A 17,468-nucleotide genomic window follows, 5' to 3' on the forward strand; every position below is an offset into this window, starting at 1 on the left:
TCGCCCTCCCCGTTAGTTTTGACCGATAAACTATCTACCCGAATGCTTCGCCCTCCCCGTTAGTTTTGACCGATAAACTATCTACCCGAATGCTTCGCCCTCCCCGTTAGTTTTGACCGATAAACTATCTACCCGAATGCTTCGCCCTCCCCGTTAGTTTTGACCGATAAACTATCTACCCGAATGCTTCGCCCTCCCCGTTAGTTTTGACCGATAAATTATTTACTATCTACCCGAATGTTTGTAAGGGCAAATGCGATCGCTGTCTGGGAATAGACTCCAGCAGGCAGAGTTTATGTTATAATAACTTTTAGCTAAACTCGAAGGCAAATATGGTTAGTACAGCCGCGAAACCAACCACTATTCCCCCAGAAACTACCCTAGCAGAACAGCGAGTCGTTTTCTACAACATTAGTTGGCAAGCTTACGAGCAAATTTTAGCAGCACTTGGTGAAAGTCGTTCTTCTCGACTCACATATAACGAAGGCACATTAGAAATTACCATGCCTCTAGAAGAACATGAAAGTGCTATTAGATTAATTGAACTATTCATCCGCATTTTGGTAGTAGAGTTTGGGTTAAAAGTCAAAACAATGGGTTCAACGACCTTAAACCGTCCCGATTTAAAAAAAGGTGCTGAACCTGACAACTGCTACTACATCCAAAATCAACCCAAAGTCGCTGGAAAAAAGGTTGACCTGAACACAGATCCCCCACCCGACTTGATTGCAGAAGTAGATATTACTCATACTGATATTAATAAACTGAATTTGTATGCAAGTATGGGAGTACCCGAATTTTGGCGCTATAACGGTCAAATCCTGCGAATCTATCAACTTCAAGATTCTGAGTATATTGAAGTTGAACACAGTCCAACATTTTCTTTGGCAATTAAAGAGAGGCTTTACCAATTTCTGGAAGAGGCGAAATTTGACGAAGTGCTGGCTGAGAAGTCTTTCCGTGCTTGGGTACAGCAGCAAGTAGAGAGTCAATCAATAAGTAAGTCAGGAGCTGAATAATATAGCTAGGAGCTAGGGGCTAGGGGAAGAAGGCCACAAGATTATGTAGGGGCGTTCGCGTAGCGTGCCGGAGGCATTAGCATTCGGGTAGATAATTTATCGGTCAAAACCAAAGATTTACTGCCCGAATGCTTCGCCCCTACCGTTGATTTTGACAGATAAATTATCTACTAGGCTATAAAAATTAAGATGCGATCGCTCTTTCTAAAATATAATAAAATTAGCTACCCAACCAATTAAAGCACCACCTAAAACTAACCACGCCGCATTTATCCGAAAGCGAATAGCTAAAACTGCGGCAATTAAAGCGATCGCCATCGGTAGCCAATCTGTGAGAATAGCGGCTGCAAGTTTGGCGGTAACAACTGCCATTAGTGCTATTGAACTCACATTCACCGCATCTAAAAAAGCTGCCGACCATTTGGAAGAACGCAAGCGCGGAATCAAAGGATTTAAGGCGGCAACGAAGAAAAAAGAGGGCAAGAAAATCCCCACTGTCGCCACAATTGCGCCTGGGAAACCAGCAATGATGTAGCCGATAAAGGTAGCGGTGGAAAGTACTGGGCCGGGAGTAAATTGACCGATCGCGATCGCATCCAGCAACTGCTGTTGAGTTAGCCAACCATATTCCTGAACCAGTCCCCCTTCTAAAAACGCCACCAGCACATAACCGCTGCCAAATAAGACACTTCCCACTTTGAGAAAAAATAAACCCAGTTGCCATAAGGGGACATCCCCTGCAACAGCAGTTCCAGTTGTCGCCGCTACTTTCAGCGTCCCAACGCTAGCCAAACCAGCTGCGATCGTTATTTTCTGTTCACCTGGTGGGGGATTGTCGGGGTCAGATCCACCCAGCCAAATCATTCCCAGTAACCCTCCCAGTAGAAGCGCGACGACCTCATTTAACCCCAAAAATAATGCCAGGGATACGAATAGGGCGATAATGAGCAGTTTTGGAGCCTTCAGTGCCGTTTTTCCCAGTCGCCAGATCGCATTTAGAATGACGCCCAGAACAGCTGGTTTAATTCCATACAGCAAAGGAGCAACTTGGGGCAATGTTCCGAATGCCGCATAAATCCAGGCAAAGCCTCCAGTGATAATCACAGCAGGCAAGATAAAGCAAACGCCTGCGACAATCAAACCCAGCCAACCAGCGCGGATATATCCTATGTGGATCGCCATTTCGGTCGAATTTGGCCCTGGAATCAGATTTGTTGCGCCTACCAGATCCAGGAAATGCGATCGATCGATCCATTGTCGTCGCTTGACAACCTCATCCTCCATCATGGCAATGTGAGCGGCAGGCCCACCAAAGCCGATCGCTCCCAATTTTAAAAACACTTTTGCCAAATCGCTTAACTGGCTAACATTTTGGTCATTGGTCATATAGCAACCGCCAAGGCGGTTAGGACATTATGAATTGCTGAAGCGTTGGCGGATTCTATAGCTAGGGACTAGGGGCTAGGGACTAGGGACTAGGGGAAGAAGACTGACCACCGACCACTGACCACTGACAACTGACCACTGACAACTGACCATTGACCATTGACCACTGACTATTGACCACCAGGGAAGCGCTCGATTTGAGCGTAGCCGCTGAAGATCAACTTTTTCCCTTGAGTTTCCAAGCGATTGATCCGCATCGTCACGCCGTCGAGATCGAAGCGATCGAGATCCACCATATTATCCAATACCTCAGCCAGCGCCTTTGATAGGGTTTGAGAAATTTCTCGTAGGGATTCCGGTACGGCGTCTGCATAAAACTGAGGGTCTTTAAAAGCAATGCGACGACGGCGCTCAACTGCTAGCGTCATCGTCATGCTAATGGGTACTGTACCTTCTTTGGGTAGCTCCGCCTTGGCAAAAAGCCGAATCCGGTTACCACTCTCCAGTTGCAGGTGAACTTCTGTGAAGGAAATTGGTTCACCCTCAGTCAAGTCGCTCAAGGAGTCCAAAGAAAGATTTTGCAGGCGCTTTCTAACCAGTTCTGCGTTAAAGGCTTGATTGATACCTTCTTCCGACAACGTGACTAGCGCGATCGCTTGCGTGGGTTGCTTCAGCGTTATCTTACCGCTCAAAATGGAGCTGAAGTCAATGGATACCGCATCTGTCTCAAAGGACATCTCCTCAACGGGAAAATCCTTGCGAATCACCAAGCCACGACCGCTCATTTTAAAGCTGTCGATGCTCCCCTGCAACAATTTGCTGGACGGCGAGCAGCGTACAGAGACCTCCACAGACTCGCTCTTACTGAACAAGTGGCGGATGGATTGGCTAGCAACCGTGTTGAGCATCCGCTCTCCCCAATCGCTACCACCAGAATTAGTAAAACCAGTCAGGCCACCTAACATAAAGTTTTGTGTCTATAGAAAGTCTTCCTCATTTTTAACAAAATGTGAATAACTCAGCAATCCGTTGCCTAACCAACTAAAAGTATGCTATTGGGACGGTCTAATCCCTAAGACAGATTGTGGAGAGTCGAGGGGTAGATGAGGGTGATAGCCTCCCAGCCTTACCAGGAAATAATTTCAGCCATTAGGATAAATGTTATTTGTTTCAGTTTTAGGAACGAGCCTGCCAAAAGGTGTAGGTAAAGGCTAAGTTATCGGTAATCACTGCTATTAGCAATTTCTATCTATTTATTTGGGTTCGCGATCGGCTTACAGCCTAGATTTTTGGTTGAGAAACCCGGTTTCTTCAGCCAAAATTGAGAATAGGGCAAGATATAGCAAAGTGCTGAGTGCTGAGTGCTGAGTAGGAGGTAGGAAGTGCAAGGTCAGCCGTACAAACACAGTCCCCGCCATGCGTTGAAGCGTTTAATACTGTCCTAACCGACGAGAGCGATTGCTATATGAGTATTTTTACACTTGACAAAGCAGAAACTTTCGTTGTGGAGAAACTATGGCAAAGGAAATAGCGATTTCTACCCGTGGACTGACTAAGCAATTTGACCGCTACATTGCCGTCAACGATGTCGATTTAGAGATAGAAGCGGGAGAAGTCTATGGACTGATCGGGCCAAACGGAGCGGGGAAAACGACGCTGATCAGGATGTTGGCGGCGGCTGAGGAACCAACGATAGGGGAAATTTATATTAATGGCGATCGCCTCTTGCGCGATCGCAGCAACCCAAACCTGAAACGTCGGCTTGGCTATCTCCCGGATGACTTCCCCCTGTACGACGACCTCAACGTCTGGGACTACCTAGATTACTTTGCGCGGCTTTATCGCTTGCGAGAACCGCGCCGCAGCCAACGCCTGTACGAAGTTTTGGAACTGGTGCAGCTAACCAACAAGCGCAACAGCCAGATTTCTACCCTATCGCGGGGGATGAAACAGCGCCTCAGCCTTGCCAGAACGATTATCCACGAACCGATCGTACTGCTGTTGGACGAACCTGTGTCTGGATTAGATCCGATCGCCAGAATGCAGTTTAGGGAAATCATCAAAACATTGCAAGAAGCCGGGATGACAATCCTCATTTCTTCCCACGTCCTCAGCGACTTAGCAGAACTCTGCACCTCTGTCGGGATTATGGAACTGGGTTATCTGGTGGAAAGTGAATCCCTCAAAGAACTTTACCGCCGCCTTAGCCGTCAGCAAATTGTCATGTCGGCTTTGGGTAGCCAAGATGCACTTTTAGCAGAACTCAAAAACAATCCCCAGGTGGAAGAGTGGGAGGTGATGTCAGCCACCGGACAGATACGGGTTAACTTTTCCGGCTCCCAGGAAGATTGTGCTAAGTTGTTGCGAAGTCTCATCCAAGCTGGGATTCCTCTTAACGAATTCCACTGCACCCAAGAAGACTTAGAAACCATCTTCCTCAAACTGGGTCACAAACAAGCCTCGTAGAATTTTGGATTTTGGATTTTGGATTTTATCTTCAACAGGACTTATGCCGCCCCCCTAGCCCCCCAAATCTGGGGGCTTCCCTCCTTACTTCCCCCAGATTTGGGGAGCCCTGGTAGGAGGGGCGAAACAAGAAATATTGCGTAACTCCTATTCAATCTCAAATCTGAAATTTTAAATTGTTAAACTGGCAATTAATGCGACAGTTGCGACAAGCAGACAAGTCCGCATCCAAAGCCCTACTAGCAGGACGCGCATTTTAAACCAATGGTTGTAATTTCCCTGAAAATTGCAGATTTTTAGTTAAAAAATTGCATCTGCAATCTGAAATCTCAAATTTGAAATTTATTTGGAGAGTTTTGAGAATGACACTCAGTTTGATAAACCGAATAGGCGACTGGAACCCGCAACTATTGCGGGAACTCAAAGGTCGCCTGAAAACTCGGAATGTAGCGATCGCATCAGCCATCTCCCTCCTGGGTCAGCTGCTATTGGTGATGTCTTACTACGGCCAACTTCCTGTAGAAAAAGTTGAGTCCCAGACATTTAGCAGATATTGCAGTGGTCCTAAACCCCAAGAGTATTATCAGGGATACGAGTGCCTCAAGGATATCGCCGGTAATTTTGCGATTAACTGGCAGTACTGGTGGTTAGACGTATTCGTTTGGCTGAGTTTGATTAGCATCTTCACTCTGTCGGTGGTTGGCACCTATATGCTAATCGCTGACTTAGCGCAGGAAGATCGTCGCAGCACGCTTAACTTTATCCGCCTCAGTCCCCAGTCTAGCCAAAGCATTTTGAGTGGCAAACTGTTGGGAGTTCCCATTTTGCTGTATGTGGTTGGCCTTCTGGCTATCCCGCTGCATTTGTGTGCTGGTATTTCCGCTTCAATTCCTTTACCTTTAATTCTCACCTTCTACGGAGTTGTCGCCCTCAGCTGCCTATTATTCTATAGTGCGGCATTATTATTCGGCTTATTTAGTTCTGCGTTTAGCGGGTTTCAACCTTGGTTGGGTAGTGGCTTAGTCTTGTTTTTCCTCTGGCTCTCTAGTTTCAAACCCATCACCCACGACCCCACCGATTGGGTGAAATTGTTCTCCCCATCTTGGATGATTTCGTATCTAGTTTCTGCGACTTCCTTTGGTTACAAATCTCCATTCTCCTACCAGCAAATAGAAACCTGGCAATGGTTCTACATCCCGCTAGGTGCAAGTTTGGTGACCGCTGTTGCCTTTGCTGTATTAAATTCTGGCTTGTGGATTTATTGGTTCTGGCAATCTATGATGCGGCGCTTTCCCAATCCCAGCAATACTATGTTGAGCAAAGGCCAGAGTTATTTGCTAACAGCCAGTTTTGAAGTCATGGTGCTGGGATTCGCCATGCAAAATATGGAAAAAGGGCGGTCTGGGTCACAATGGCTGTCTTTTAACTTGAATTACCTACTTTTCTTTAACCTTTTCCTGTTTTTGTGTCTGATCGCAGCTCTATCGCCTCAGCGACAAGCGTTGCAAGATTGGGCGCGATATCGGCGGGAAAAGGTGGGAAATCGCCAGCGTGTCTGGAACAGTTCCTTGATGCGGGATTTGATCTGGGGTGAAAAAAGTCCGAACATCATGGCGATCGCGCTTAATCTGTTCATTACCTCACTGCCGCTCATCTGTTGGATTCTAGTTTTGCCCAGCTATCTAGGAAAAGTTGACGCTTTCTTGAGTTTGGCGCTGACAGTGACCGTAATTGCGATCTATGCTGCGATCGCGCAACTAATGCTCTTGATGAAAACTCAGAAGCAAGCTGTGTGGGTAGCAGGCGCATTAGGTGCCGCAATTGTACTCCCACCGCTGATATTTGCTGTCCTCTCCCTTGGATCGGGATCGGACCCCTACGTAATTTGGCTATTTTCAGCTTTCCCTTGGGTTGCCCTCACGCAACATACAGCGGCTACAACCGTTTTCATGGCAATTTTAGGCCAATTCACCCTCCTAGCGGTCTTGAACGCACGATTGTCACGGCAACTGCGACAAGCTGGTGAATCTGCCTCCAAAGCCCTGCTAGCCGCTCATAAGGCTTGATCGACCCAGCGTAGGGTGCTGCAATTCTGTTTTGTTTGGTCACAGGAATTGTAGGAATTGTAGGTTGGGTTAAGCGCAAGCGAAACCCAACTCTCCCCAAGGTCAGGTTTCAAAACAAATTAAATTCACAAAAACCACCATGAATCTCCTTTGGTTAGACCGACTGGGCGACTGGAATCCGCAACTATTCCGCGAACTGAAAGGGCGTTTAAAATCACGCAATTTAGCCGTAGTAACTGCGGGTTCTCTGCTAATTCAGTTTCTAGGAGTAATGAATTTTTACTTCCAGAGTTATGAAAGGGGATATACTTATTGCGTAAAAAATAAGCAATCCGAATGCCTTGTAAATGCGACAGGTCAAATTGTCATTGACTGGCCGCACTGGTGGCTAGAATTGTTTACGATTCTAAGCTGGATTTTGCCTTTCATCTTATTGCTTGGTACTGTCTATACGATCGTCAGCGATGTTGGCAAAGAACAGCATAGAGGCACTCTTAACTTTATTAAGTTGAGTCCTGAGTCTAGCGAAAATATTTTGATTGGCAAAATACTAGGCGCTCCTATTTTGCTCTACGCAGGTATCCTCCTGTTTATTCCATTACATTTGGTGTCAGCGATCGGAGCAGGTGTTCCTTTGGGCTTGCTACTAAGCTTTTATCTGCTCGTTTGGGGATGTTGCCTCTTCTTCGGGAACATCATGCTTCTCTATTCATTCCAAGTGGGATTTCATGCTTGGTGGTGCAGCTTTTTAACCTTAATATTTGGCTCGCCTTGCCTGCAAATTATCAACTTTCTTCTGTCTACTGGAACAAAGGAAGATGTTTACGATAGCAATTTGCAGTGGTTTTATTTACCAATTGGTAGCAATTTATTGGTATTAGAGGTTTTTTTAGTACTGACTTGCGGCTTGTGTAATTATGTAGTGTGGCAATCGTTAAATCGCCGCTTTCGTCAACCAAACGCAACTCTGATTAGCAAAAAACAAAGTTACTGGTTAGTAGCTGGTTTTGAAGTTTTGATTTTAGGATTTTTTGTAGGAAACTACAAGTCAGACTTTTTAAGTTATCACAGTTATTGGGATTGGTTTGGGTTGATAGCATTTCTGGAAATTATAAACCTCTTTGCGTTTGTGTTTTTAATCCCTGCTTTGTTGCCTCATCGTCAGGAATTGCAGGATTGGGTTCGTTACCGCCGATTGGATGGGGTTTCTAACCGCAAGGCTTTATGGAATCGCTATTTAGTGCAGGATTTGGTTTGGGGAGAAAAAAGTCCAGCGGTAGTGGCGATCGCACTAAATCTAGTCATTAAAACAGTAGTTTGGACTGCTTGGGCTATATTTTTTACCCGAAATCCTTACAAAATTGAAACGATCGCAGTTTTGATTTTGAGCTACAACTTGATTTTGATCTATGCTGCGATCGCTCAAATGATGCTGTTGATGAAAACTCCCAAACGGGGTTTATTGGCTGCTACTGCGGTAAGCGGATTAATTCTCCTTCCCTTGTTAGCAGTTCAAAAAAGTCCTGGTTTGTTGCTGTTTTCAGCTTTCCCCTGGTTTGCTATAGAACACGCCAGTGCAACGGCCATTTTTATGAGCCTGCTGGGACAATGGAGCCTACTGGGATTGTTGAGCGTACAGATGACGAAAAAATTGCGGCAAGCAGGCGAATCTGCCTCCAAAGCGCTGTTTTCGGAACGTCCGTCTTTACCAACTCAGTAGGCGCTAGAGGCTTTTGTTGTAATACCAAATCAGGGTTTATTACCCCCTTTAATTTTTGGCCTAAACATTGTAGGGACAATTCATGAATTGTCCCTACAGCCGATCGAAATAAAGGGGGTAATCGTTGCGGATTTGGTATAACGCACCCTACAAAATAAACCTGAAGACCAATGACTAATGACCAATGACCAATGACTAATGACCAATGACTAATGACCAATGACCAATGACCAATGACCAATGACTATTTTTTGAGCGCTTTTTTCAGCAAATCAGGAATTTGAGAAGGCCGCTGGGCTACAGGTATTTTTGCTTTCTCAAAGGCTCCAATTTTGGTTTCTGCTGTGCTAACTTCTTCCTCTATAGCTGGCTGCGAAATGATTAAGTCGCTAGCATGGCGCGGACGTTTTACTTCAGGTGCGTATCGTCCGGCAATATAGACAACTACAGGCTTATTAATCTCCTCTGTAATATATTCGACGACTGTTTCTTCGTTACCGCCTTCAGTCTTTCCGAGTAAAACGATCGCTTTGGTATTATCATCTTTATTTAAAGTTTGCAGCCATTGGCGAAATGAAGAACCCACGATCGCATCGCTGCCAATACTAACGCCCATCGATTGACCAAATCCAGCCTGTGTCAGTTCCAGGGCCACTTCCGAAATCAAATTGCCGCAACGGCTAATCAGCCCCACAGGCCCAGGAGTATAGAATTCGGCGGGATGAGTTCCCAGCAAAAGCTTTCCCGGTATTATAATCCCCATACTGTTGGGGCCGACGATTAAAGTTTTGTGGGCATCGGCAATTCTCAGCAGGTACACCATATCCAAGGGTGGAATGCCGCTGGTAACTATAATAATTTGGCGGATATTGGCTGCGATCGCTTCTAGCGCCGCATCCAATGCCAGATAAGGTGGCTTGAAGATTATGGTAGTATCGATCGAGCCAGTGGTCGGCAGTGCTTGTTCTACCAAGTCGAAAACGGGGATATCATGTACCGTCTGTCCCCCCTGTCCGGGACTTACTCCTGCAACGACGTTGGTGCCGTAGGCTTTCATCCTAGCGACGTGGATAGAAGCAAGTGGTTCGGTGATGCCTTGGATTAAGACTTTGCTGTCTGGCTTTAAATTCATTACAGAATGCCTTTTGATTACTTTTATTCAGATTTGGGCTTATTGATAAATTTAATTAACTCTCGGATGCTTTCTGCTTGAATTTTGGCTGTTTCCTCTTGTCCTGATTTGATAGCTGGAATTTCCTCTCGCAACAAAGTAACTAGGGAGTTAACCGCACCCACCAAGGCATCAACATTATTGTTGGTTTGTTCCACTTCCTCAGCAATGCGATCGACCTTTTCACCAAGCTTATCAAGCATTTCATCCGTCCATCTTTCAACAGCCATTTTATCACCTCTTTTCTTTTGATTATCCCTTTTCGATCGTCATTTTTCGCTACAGTCCAAACTTCCTCCCCGACCGCCGGTAAAACGCCCCGCAGGATAGCTCTAATACCAGTTTCGCTGATGCGATCGCATTTTCTCTGACCCGTCTGGGTGCGATCGCATAACTTAGCCCTGCTGCGATCGTTTCTGTCCATTCTACCTAATGTCATGGCTCTCTGACAATTTTATCTACGTACAATATTTTCAGTAAAAATACTAAATTGATTGAAGGCAATGATATTTATACTTAAATTTTGCCTAATATATATAAATATTGCATAAATTAATAGTAAAGTTTCTGTTATTATGCGTGTAATTGCTGTTGACTAAGCGAACACTTTATACATTTTTTTGCCAATAGGCTACCAATTTTCCCGGAAAGACGATGTTACTTAAACTTTCGTTCAGTGTTTGTGTCAGCTTTTTGAGCGGTTTTTCGTTATACACTGATAGACAAATGAAATAAAGTGTTCCTTTTTGAGACTACATACCCCGGCTATTCAGTGTTTTTATGTATTTCTACGTTTTTCAGGACTTACGCAAAGCCTCTATCTGTAGGGTGTGTTAGCGATAGCGTAACGCACCATCCACCATATTTAGCGTCCCTGCGTAAGTCCTGTTTTTGCAGGCTTAATGTAAAGATTTGTAACGAAGACAGAGGTTCCGCATAAAACTCGCAGACTCAGCCTAATAGGTAGATAGAGGTTCACGGATTCGCAAAATTCGTCTAAGGAGTGCATCAGTATGAGGGACGTTTTGAGGGGAGTGCGATCGCAGCGATCGCGCACACTGAGACGGTTTTACTCGCTGGCTTATTTCGATACCGAGTTTTTACATAGCTTAAGTGTAAAGCTTTGTAACAAATACAGATATTCCGCATAAAACTCGCCAAGTGAGCCTGAGAGATAGATAGAGGTTCATAGATTCCAAGAATATCAGGGCCGATCGCGCCCAGGAGTGCATTTACATGAAGCAGCTTTTTTGTCAAGTTCGATCGCATAGCGTGCTGGAAGGCGATCGCACCCTGAGACTTTGGCAACCTTATTGCCAGGGTATTTTGCGTGCTTAAAATCTGACAAAAACACCAACATTGTCTGATGTAGGGGCGGGTTTAGCAGACAATCCTTGATTCCAACAGACAACACTAAAACAAAACCCGCCCTCACCATGCAATACCAAAGCAACCAAACTTACAACATCAACTATTGAAGGAGAAAACCATGTTTACATCCAATTCTGCCAATCAAGTAACCGATCCATTAGTTCAAGATGCACTTCAGAATGCTTACAGCACATTAAATAGCTTTGCTGCTAGTGAAGATTTTCTCAGCAAAATTAAAACTGCTTTTGGTGAAAGTTTTGATACTACTAAGTTGGAAAATTTACGTCAGCAGTGGTTTAGTGGCAATTTTGAATCGCTTCCGGGAATTGAAATTCGCACTGGTGCAGAGTTACAAGGGGCAAATGCTGCTTATGCGGGGTCAACAAATACCATTTATTTTTCTCAAGATTTCTTGAGTAAGTATGCGAGTAATCGTCAAGCGATTAGTGCAGTTTTAATTGAAGAAATTGGGCATTATGTAGATTGGCAACTTAATACTGCTGATACTCCGGGGGATGAAGGGGAGTTGTTTTCTGCGATCGTGCGTGGGGTGAGTTTGAGTCAGCAGCAAGTTCAGCGCATGAAGCAGGAGAATGATTCTGTTGTTTTAAATTTAGGTGGAAAATTTATTTATTCAGAAAAGGCAGACAGTCCTTTTTCAAGCCTTCCACAAAATATCCAAGATGATGTAAAAGCTTTATTTCCGAATGGAGAACCTCATTGGTCTTCAAACAAAATTACTTATAATTTTATGCCGTCTCTACCCCTAGCTCATTTCCGTTACTCTGAATTAAAAATACAAACTTATATTGGAGATGGCCTACCAAGTATCGCTGGTTTTAAGCCATTTGATGAGAATCAAAAATTGGCAGCAGAAGCTGCTCTACGATTGTGGGAGGATGTTGCAGACATAAAGTTTGAACCCAAGGAAGATAAAGCATATCAGCTTACTGACTTCTTAATCCAGCAACCAATCAAGTATATCTTAGAGGCTGTCGGTAAATACGATGATTTTGCTAATGCCGTAGATCAAGCTGCTGGCAAATATCTTGGCTTTCCAGTTGTTGAAGGAGCAGACATACGCTTTGGTACAAATGCTCAAACGGACTCCGCAGCCTATGCCATTTATCCACCAAGCAATCTTATAGAGAAAATCGACGAAGCTAGAAACAATTTTATTGACGAAGTAGATAATATTATAAAGCCGATTAATGAAGCTATCGACCTGTTGAATGATGCTAATCCCATCAACTTAATTCCTGGTGTAGATTTAAATATCATTCCTCATCTTCCAACTGCTTCTAGTCTCTTTCCATTTGGTAAACTTAAGCTTGGTATTTATGGTGATGTTTTACTTAACAATAAAGAACAACCTAACAATCCTGATAAAGTTGGTATTCTAGGAAGCTATGGCTTTCTAACTCTCCTTCATGAAATTGGTCATTCACTGGGTTTGGAGCATCCAGGTAACTACAATGCAGGTGGTGGTGGCACAGATGCACCGTATTTAACCGGAGAAAAAGATTCGCACCAATATACCATCATGTCTTACAACCCATCTTATGGCGACGTTTATCCTAAGACTCCGATGATATATGATATTGCAGCTATTCAGAAGCTATATGGTGCAAACTATAAAACTCGAAGCAATGATACAGTCTACAGTTGGGAAAATCCTTTTGCCGAAACAATCTGGGATGGCGGTGGTAATGACACTATCAATGCTTCAAAATGGGAAAAGACTGTCACAATCAATCTTAATGCTGGAGCTTTTAGCTCAATTGGTCTTGACAATAACTTAGCAATCGCCTTCGGAGTCACGATTGAGAATGCAATCGGTGGAAAAGGTAATGATAATTTAATTGGTAATGTAGTTGGAAACTTACTTAATGGTGGTACTGGTAACGATATCTTAAATGGTAAAGGTGGCAATGATGATTTGAGAGGAGAAGATGGTGACGATTTACTTGATGGTGGTAATGAAGATGATGCTAAAGACTATCTTTATGGTGGCGAAGGTAATGACATCCTCAAAGGTTTTGGTGGCGATGATGAACTAAGAGGTGAAGGAGATCGAGATACCATTTATGGTGGTAGTGGTGCAGATGATATTGATGGCGGTGCTGAACGTGACCTAATTTATGGTGAGAAAGGAAAAGACTTTATTCATGGTGGCGATGGTGATGACATCATCTGGTGTGGTGAAGATGATGATGAATGTCATGGAGATAGCGGCTATGGTCATGATACTATTTATGGTGAAGAAGGAAATGATTTGCTCTACGGAGAAGGCGGAAATGACTTTATCAGTGGTGGTTTAGATAATGACCGAATCTTCGGTCGAGCCGACAATGATGAACTATATGGTGATAGCGGCGATGATTACATAGAAGGCAACTCGGAAAACGATTCACTGTATGGCGGAGATGGTCAAGACCTTTTGAGCGGTGGTGATGATAACGACCTACTCAAAGGTGAAACAGGTAACGACACTCTCAACGGCGATGCAGGCAACGACAAACTAGAAGGCAACCAAGGAAACGATACCCTATCCGGCGGTGCAGACGAAGACGACCTATCCGGCGGCGAAGACAACGACCTCTTGCAAGGTGACACAGGCGCAGACACTCTACACGGCGACCTTGGCGACGACTCTCTCTTTGGCGGCGATGGCACAGACCTCCTACACGGTGACGACGGTAACGACCAACTAAACGGCGACCTTGGCAACGACACCCTTTACGGAGAACTCGGCGAAGATACCCTCAGCGGCGGTGCAGATAACGATCGACTATTTGGTGCAGAAGGTGCCGACAGTCTCAACGGCAACGATGGAGAAGACACCCTCAACGGCGACATCGGCAACGACATTCTCAACGGCGATCGCGGAAACGACCTCCTACTAGGACAACTGGGAGACGACTTAATCAACGGCGGTGCAGACAGCGACTCCCTCTACGGCGCAGAAGGCGCAGACATCCTCAACGGCGACACAGGCAACGACTTCCTTTACGGCAACATCGGCAAAGACACCATTTCCGGTGGAGATGACCAAGACTTACTCTACGGCGAAGACGACGACGACGTACTAAAAGGAGATGCAGGAAACGACACCCTCTACGGTGCCAAAGGTGCAGACCTCCTCTACGGCGGCAACGACAACGACCTCTTAAAAGGCGACATCGGCAACGACTCCCTCAACGGCGACGCTGGAGACGACCTCCTCTACGGTGAAAAAGGCGACGACCTAATCAACGGCGGTGCCAACAGCGACTCCCTCTACGGTGCAGATGGCACAGACATCTTAAACGGCGATGCAGGCAATGACATCCTCTACGGTGCAGACGGCAAAGACACCCTTTCCGGCGGAGACAATGCCGACCTCCTCTACGGCGAAGAAGACGACGACCTATTAAAAGGAGACGGGGGTAACGACACCCTTTTAGGTGCCAAAGGTGCCGACAGTCTCAACGGCGGTGATGACAACGACCTCCTACTAGGCGACATTGGCGATGACACCCTCAATGGCGATGCTGGAGACGATCGAATTTATGGCGAAGAAGGAGACGACCTCCTCAACGGCGGTGCCAACAGCGACACCCTCTATGGCGAAAGAGGCCAAGATGTCTTAAACGGCGATGCTGGCAACGACCTCCTCTACGGTGCAGACAGCAAAGACACCCTCAATGGTGGCGACGACAACGACATCCTCTACGGCGAAGACGACAACGACATCCTACACGGCAATGCCGGAAACGACACCCTCAGCGGCGGTAACTATTCCGACCTCCTCTACGGCGATGGCGACAGCGACATCCTCACAGGCGACGCAGGCGAAGACACCCTCAGCGGCGGCGACGGCAACGACACCCTCAGCGGCAACGACGAAAACGACCTGTTACAGGGAGATGCAGGCAACGACCAACTATTTGGCAACGAAGGAAACGACAAACTAGAAGGCAACTTGGGAGACGACACCCTCAGCGGTGGCAAAGGAGTTGACCTCCTACTCGGTAACGAAGGTGCCGACATCCTACAAGGCGACATTGGCAACGACTCCCTCTTTGGCGGTACTGGCAACGACTCCCTCATCGGTGGCGAAGACATCGACGAACTCTACGGCGAAGACGGCGATGACACCCTCCACGGCGGCACAGGCACAGACCTACTCAAAGGCGGCGAAAACAACGACCTCTTATTTGGCGACACCGAAAACGACCAACTCTACGGAGATGGCGGCAACGACTCCCTCAACGCAGGCACCGGAGACGACCTCCTCGAAGGTGGTACAGGCAACGACTCCCTAGATGCAGGCGAAGGCAACGACCAACTCTACGGACAAGCAGGCAACGACTACCTAGATGCCGGTGCCGGTGCAGATAACCTCGTTGGTGGCGACGATGCCGATACCCTTTTAGGACAAACAGGTGATGACAACCTCGATGGCGGTGCCGGAAACGACCGCTTACTAGCAGGCGAAGGCAACGACCAACTTTACGGACAAACAGGTAACGACTTCCTCGACGCAGGTGCGGGTACAGACAATCTCTACGGTGGCGACGATGCCGACACCCTCTCCGGCGGCGCAGGCGATGACAACTTAGAAGGTGGCAACGGCAACGACTCTCTCTCCGGCGGCGACGGCAAAGACAAACTCTTAGGTCAAGTAGGAGACGACACCCTCGATGGTGGCGCAGGCAACGACCAACTCGACGGTGCTGTCGGCAACGATGTCCTCTACGGACAAGGGGGAATAGATAACCTCGACGGCGGCGAAGGTAACGACACCATCTTCGGTGGCGATGATGACGACCAACTTTACGGACAAACAGGCGACGACTACCTCTCCGGCGGCGCAGGCAACGACAAACTCGACGGCAGCTTAGGCAATGACGAACTCGTAGGTCAAGCTGGAAACGACTACCTCGACGGCGACGCAGGCAATGACATCCTGCGGGGTGGCGATGGCGACGACCTCTTACTGGGTCGAGACGGCGACGACTCCCTCTACGGCGGTGCAGGCGTAGATACCTTCGATGGCGGTACGGGTAATAACTTATTAGCTGGCGAAGAAGGCGACGATTATCTCAAAGGTAATAACCGTTTAGATACCTTATTAGGTGGCGAAGGCAACGACACCCTCGACGGTCAGTCAAACAACGACGTACTAGACGGCGGCGAAGGAGACGACATCCTCTTCGGACGCGACCACGACGACATCCTCACTGGTGGTGATGGTAACGATTACTTGGACGGCGGCGAAGGTACAGACACCCTCGGTGGTGGTGCAGGCAAAGATACCCTTTACGGTTGGGCCAAGAACGACATCCTAGACGGCGGCGATGGGGACGATATCCTCTTCGGTCACGAAGGTGAAGACACCATCTTTGGCGGTGCCGATAACGACTACTTAGACGGAGGCGAACGCAATGACACCCTCATCGGCGGTACGGGTGATGACACTTTGGACGGTCGTTTGCATGACGACTATCTCGATGGTGGCGAAGGTAATGACAGTCTCATGGGTCGCGAAAATAACGACTTCCTCATCGGTGGTGCAGGAAATGATTACCTAGATGGCGGCGATAACAAAGATACTATCTACGGTGGTACAGGCGATGACCTGATATCAGCTGGTTCCCACGAAGATCTCGTTTTTGGTGGCGATGGTAACGATTCGATTGATGGTGGTGCAGACCATGACACTATATATGGTGGTGACGGTGACGACTTCATTACTGGTGGTTTCAAGAACGATTTAATCGATGGCGGTGCAGGCAAAGATACCATCTACGGCGATAGCGATGAAAATACGTTATTCGGAGGATTGGATGACGACTTTATCTACGGTGGCAGGGATAAAGATATTTTCGTACTTGCCTCTAAATTCGGAGTCGAAACTATTTTCAACTTCGATGATAAAGACTTTTTAGGATTAACAGCAGGTCTAAGCTTTGACCAACTTAGCTTTACCCCCGGTACTGCTGCCAATGCCAAAGATACTCTGATTAAGATCGAAAATACTGGCGAATTGTTGGCAATCCTGAAAGATGTACCATCCAATGTCCTAACTTCTTCTGATTTCCTCATCATTCCCTTCGATGTCGCGTCAGTTGAAGAAACCCTCCCTGGCGGCGGGATTACCACTCCTCCTGTCGATGGCGGGATTACCACTCCTCCTGTCGATGGCGGGATTACCACTCCTCCTATCGATGGCGGAATTACCACTCCTCCTATCGATGGCGGAACTATTACTCCTCCTGTTGATG

General features: G+C 46.6%; 10 protein-coding genes. 5 read left to right on the forward strand and 5 right to left on the reverse strand.

Annotated elements, in window-relative coordinates:
* Positions 1 to 332: 332 nt before the first annotated feature.
* Positions 333 to 1,019, forward strand: a complete 687-nt coding sequence (locus LAY57_RS15330; protein WP_249067652.1) for a Uma2 family endonuclease — start codon at positions 333 to 335, stop codon at positions 1,017 to 1,019.
* Positions 1,020 to 1,223: 204 nt separating this feature from the next.
* On the opposite strand, the gene chrA is transcribed toward LAY57_RS15330, so the two are convergent.
* Positions 1,224 to 2,405 carry a chromate efflux transporter gene (gene chrA, locus LAY57_RS15335; RefSeq protein ID WP_249067653.1) on the reverse strand — a complete coding sequence of 394 codons (1,182 nt, stop codon included), beginning with the start codon at positions 2,403 to 2,405 and terminating at the stop codon, positions 1,224 to 1,226.
* A gap of 170 nt (positions 2,406 to 2,575) precedes the next feature.
* Positions 2,576 to 3,370: an LmeA family phospholipid-binding protein gene (locus LAY57_RS15340; protein WP_249067654.1), complete on the reverse strand. Its 795-nt coding sequence runs from the start codon at positions 3,368 to 3,370 to the stop codon at positions 2,576 to 2,578.
* Between the two features lie 550 nt (positions 3,371 to 3,920).
* On the opposite strand from LAY57_RS15340, the gene LAY57_RS15345 reads away from it, so the two are divergent.
* The 3 genes from LAY57_RS15345 to LAY57_RS15355 all read left to right on the forward strand — a co-directional run bounded on the left by LAY57_RS15345 (position 3,921) and on the right by LAY57_RS15355 (position 8,657).
* Positions 3,921 to 4,871 carry an ABC transporter ATP-binding protein gene (locus LAY57_RS15345; RefSeq protein WP_249067655.1) on the forward strand — a complete coding sequence of 317 codons (951 nt, stop codon included), beginning with the start codon at positions 3,921 to 3,923 and terminating at the stop codon, positions 4,869 to 4,871.
* 362 nt (positions 4,872 to 5,233) lie between these two features.
* Positions 5,234 to 6,937 (forward strand): ABC transporter permease, encoded by a 1,704-nt coding sequence (locus tag LAY57_RS15350; RefSeq protein ID WP_249067656.1) that lies wholly within the window; start codon positions 5,234 to 5,236, stop codon positions 6,935 to 6,937.
* A gap of 139 nt (positions 6,938 to 7,076) precedes the next feature.
* Positions 7,077 to 8,657: a hypothetical protein gene (locus LAY57_RS15355; protein ID WP_249067657.1), complete on the forward strand. Its 1,581-nt coding sequence runs from the start codon at positions 7,077 to 7,079 to the stop codon at positions 8,655 to 8,657.
* Positions 8,658 to 8,901: 244 nt separating this feature from the next.
* Here the strand turns inward: LAY57_RS15355 and LAY57_RS15360 are convergent, their stop codons facing one another.
* The 3 genes from LAY57_RS15360 to LAY57_RS15370 all read right to left on the reverse strand — a co-directional run bounded on the left by LAY57_RS15360 (position 8,902) and on the right by LAY57_RS15370 (position 11,136).
* Complete coding sequence (locus LAY57_RS15360) at positions 8,902 to 9,789, reverse strand: succinate--CoA ligase subunit alpha (protein ID WP_249067658.1); 888 nt, start codon at positions 9,787 to 9,789, stop codon at positions 8,902 to 8,904.
* 23 nt (positions 9,790 to 9,812) lie between these two features.
* Entirely contained in the window at positions 9,813 to 10,058 is a 246-nt protein-coding gene (locus LAY57_RS15365; protein WP_249067659.1) for a hypothetical protein, read from the reverse strand.
* Positions 10,059 to 10,836: 778 nt separating this feature from the next.
* Complete coding sequence (locus LAY57_RS15370; RefSeq protein WP_249067660.1) at positions 10,837 to 11,136, reverse strand: hypothetical protein; 300 nt, start codon at positions 11,134 to 11,136, stop codon at positions 10,837 to 10,839.
* Positions 11,137 to 11,317: 181 nt separating this feature from the next.
* On the opposite strand from LAY57_RS15370, the gene LAY57_RS15385 reads away from it, so the two are divergent.
* Positions 11,318 to 17,468: M10 family metallopeptidase C-terminal domain-containing protein (locus tag LAY57_RS15385; RefSeq protein ID WP_275994024.1), on the forward strand; the 6,151-nt coding region annotated here is incomplete at its 3' end.

The sequence above is a fragment of the Argonema antarcticum A004/B2 genome (assembly GCF_023333585.1).
GTDB classification, from domain to species: Bacteria; Cyanobacteriota; Cyanobacteriia; order Cyanobacteriales; family Aerosakkonemataceae; genus Argonema; species Argonema antarcticum.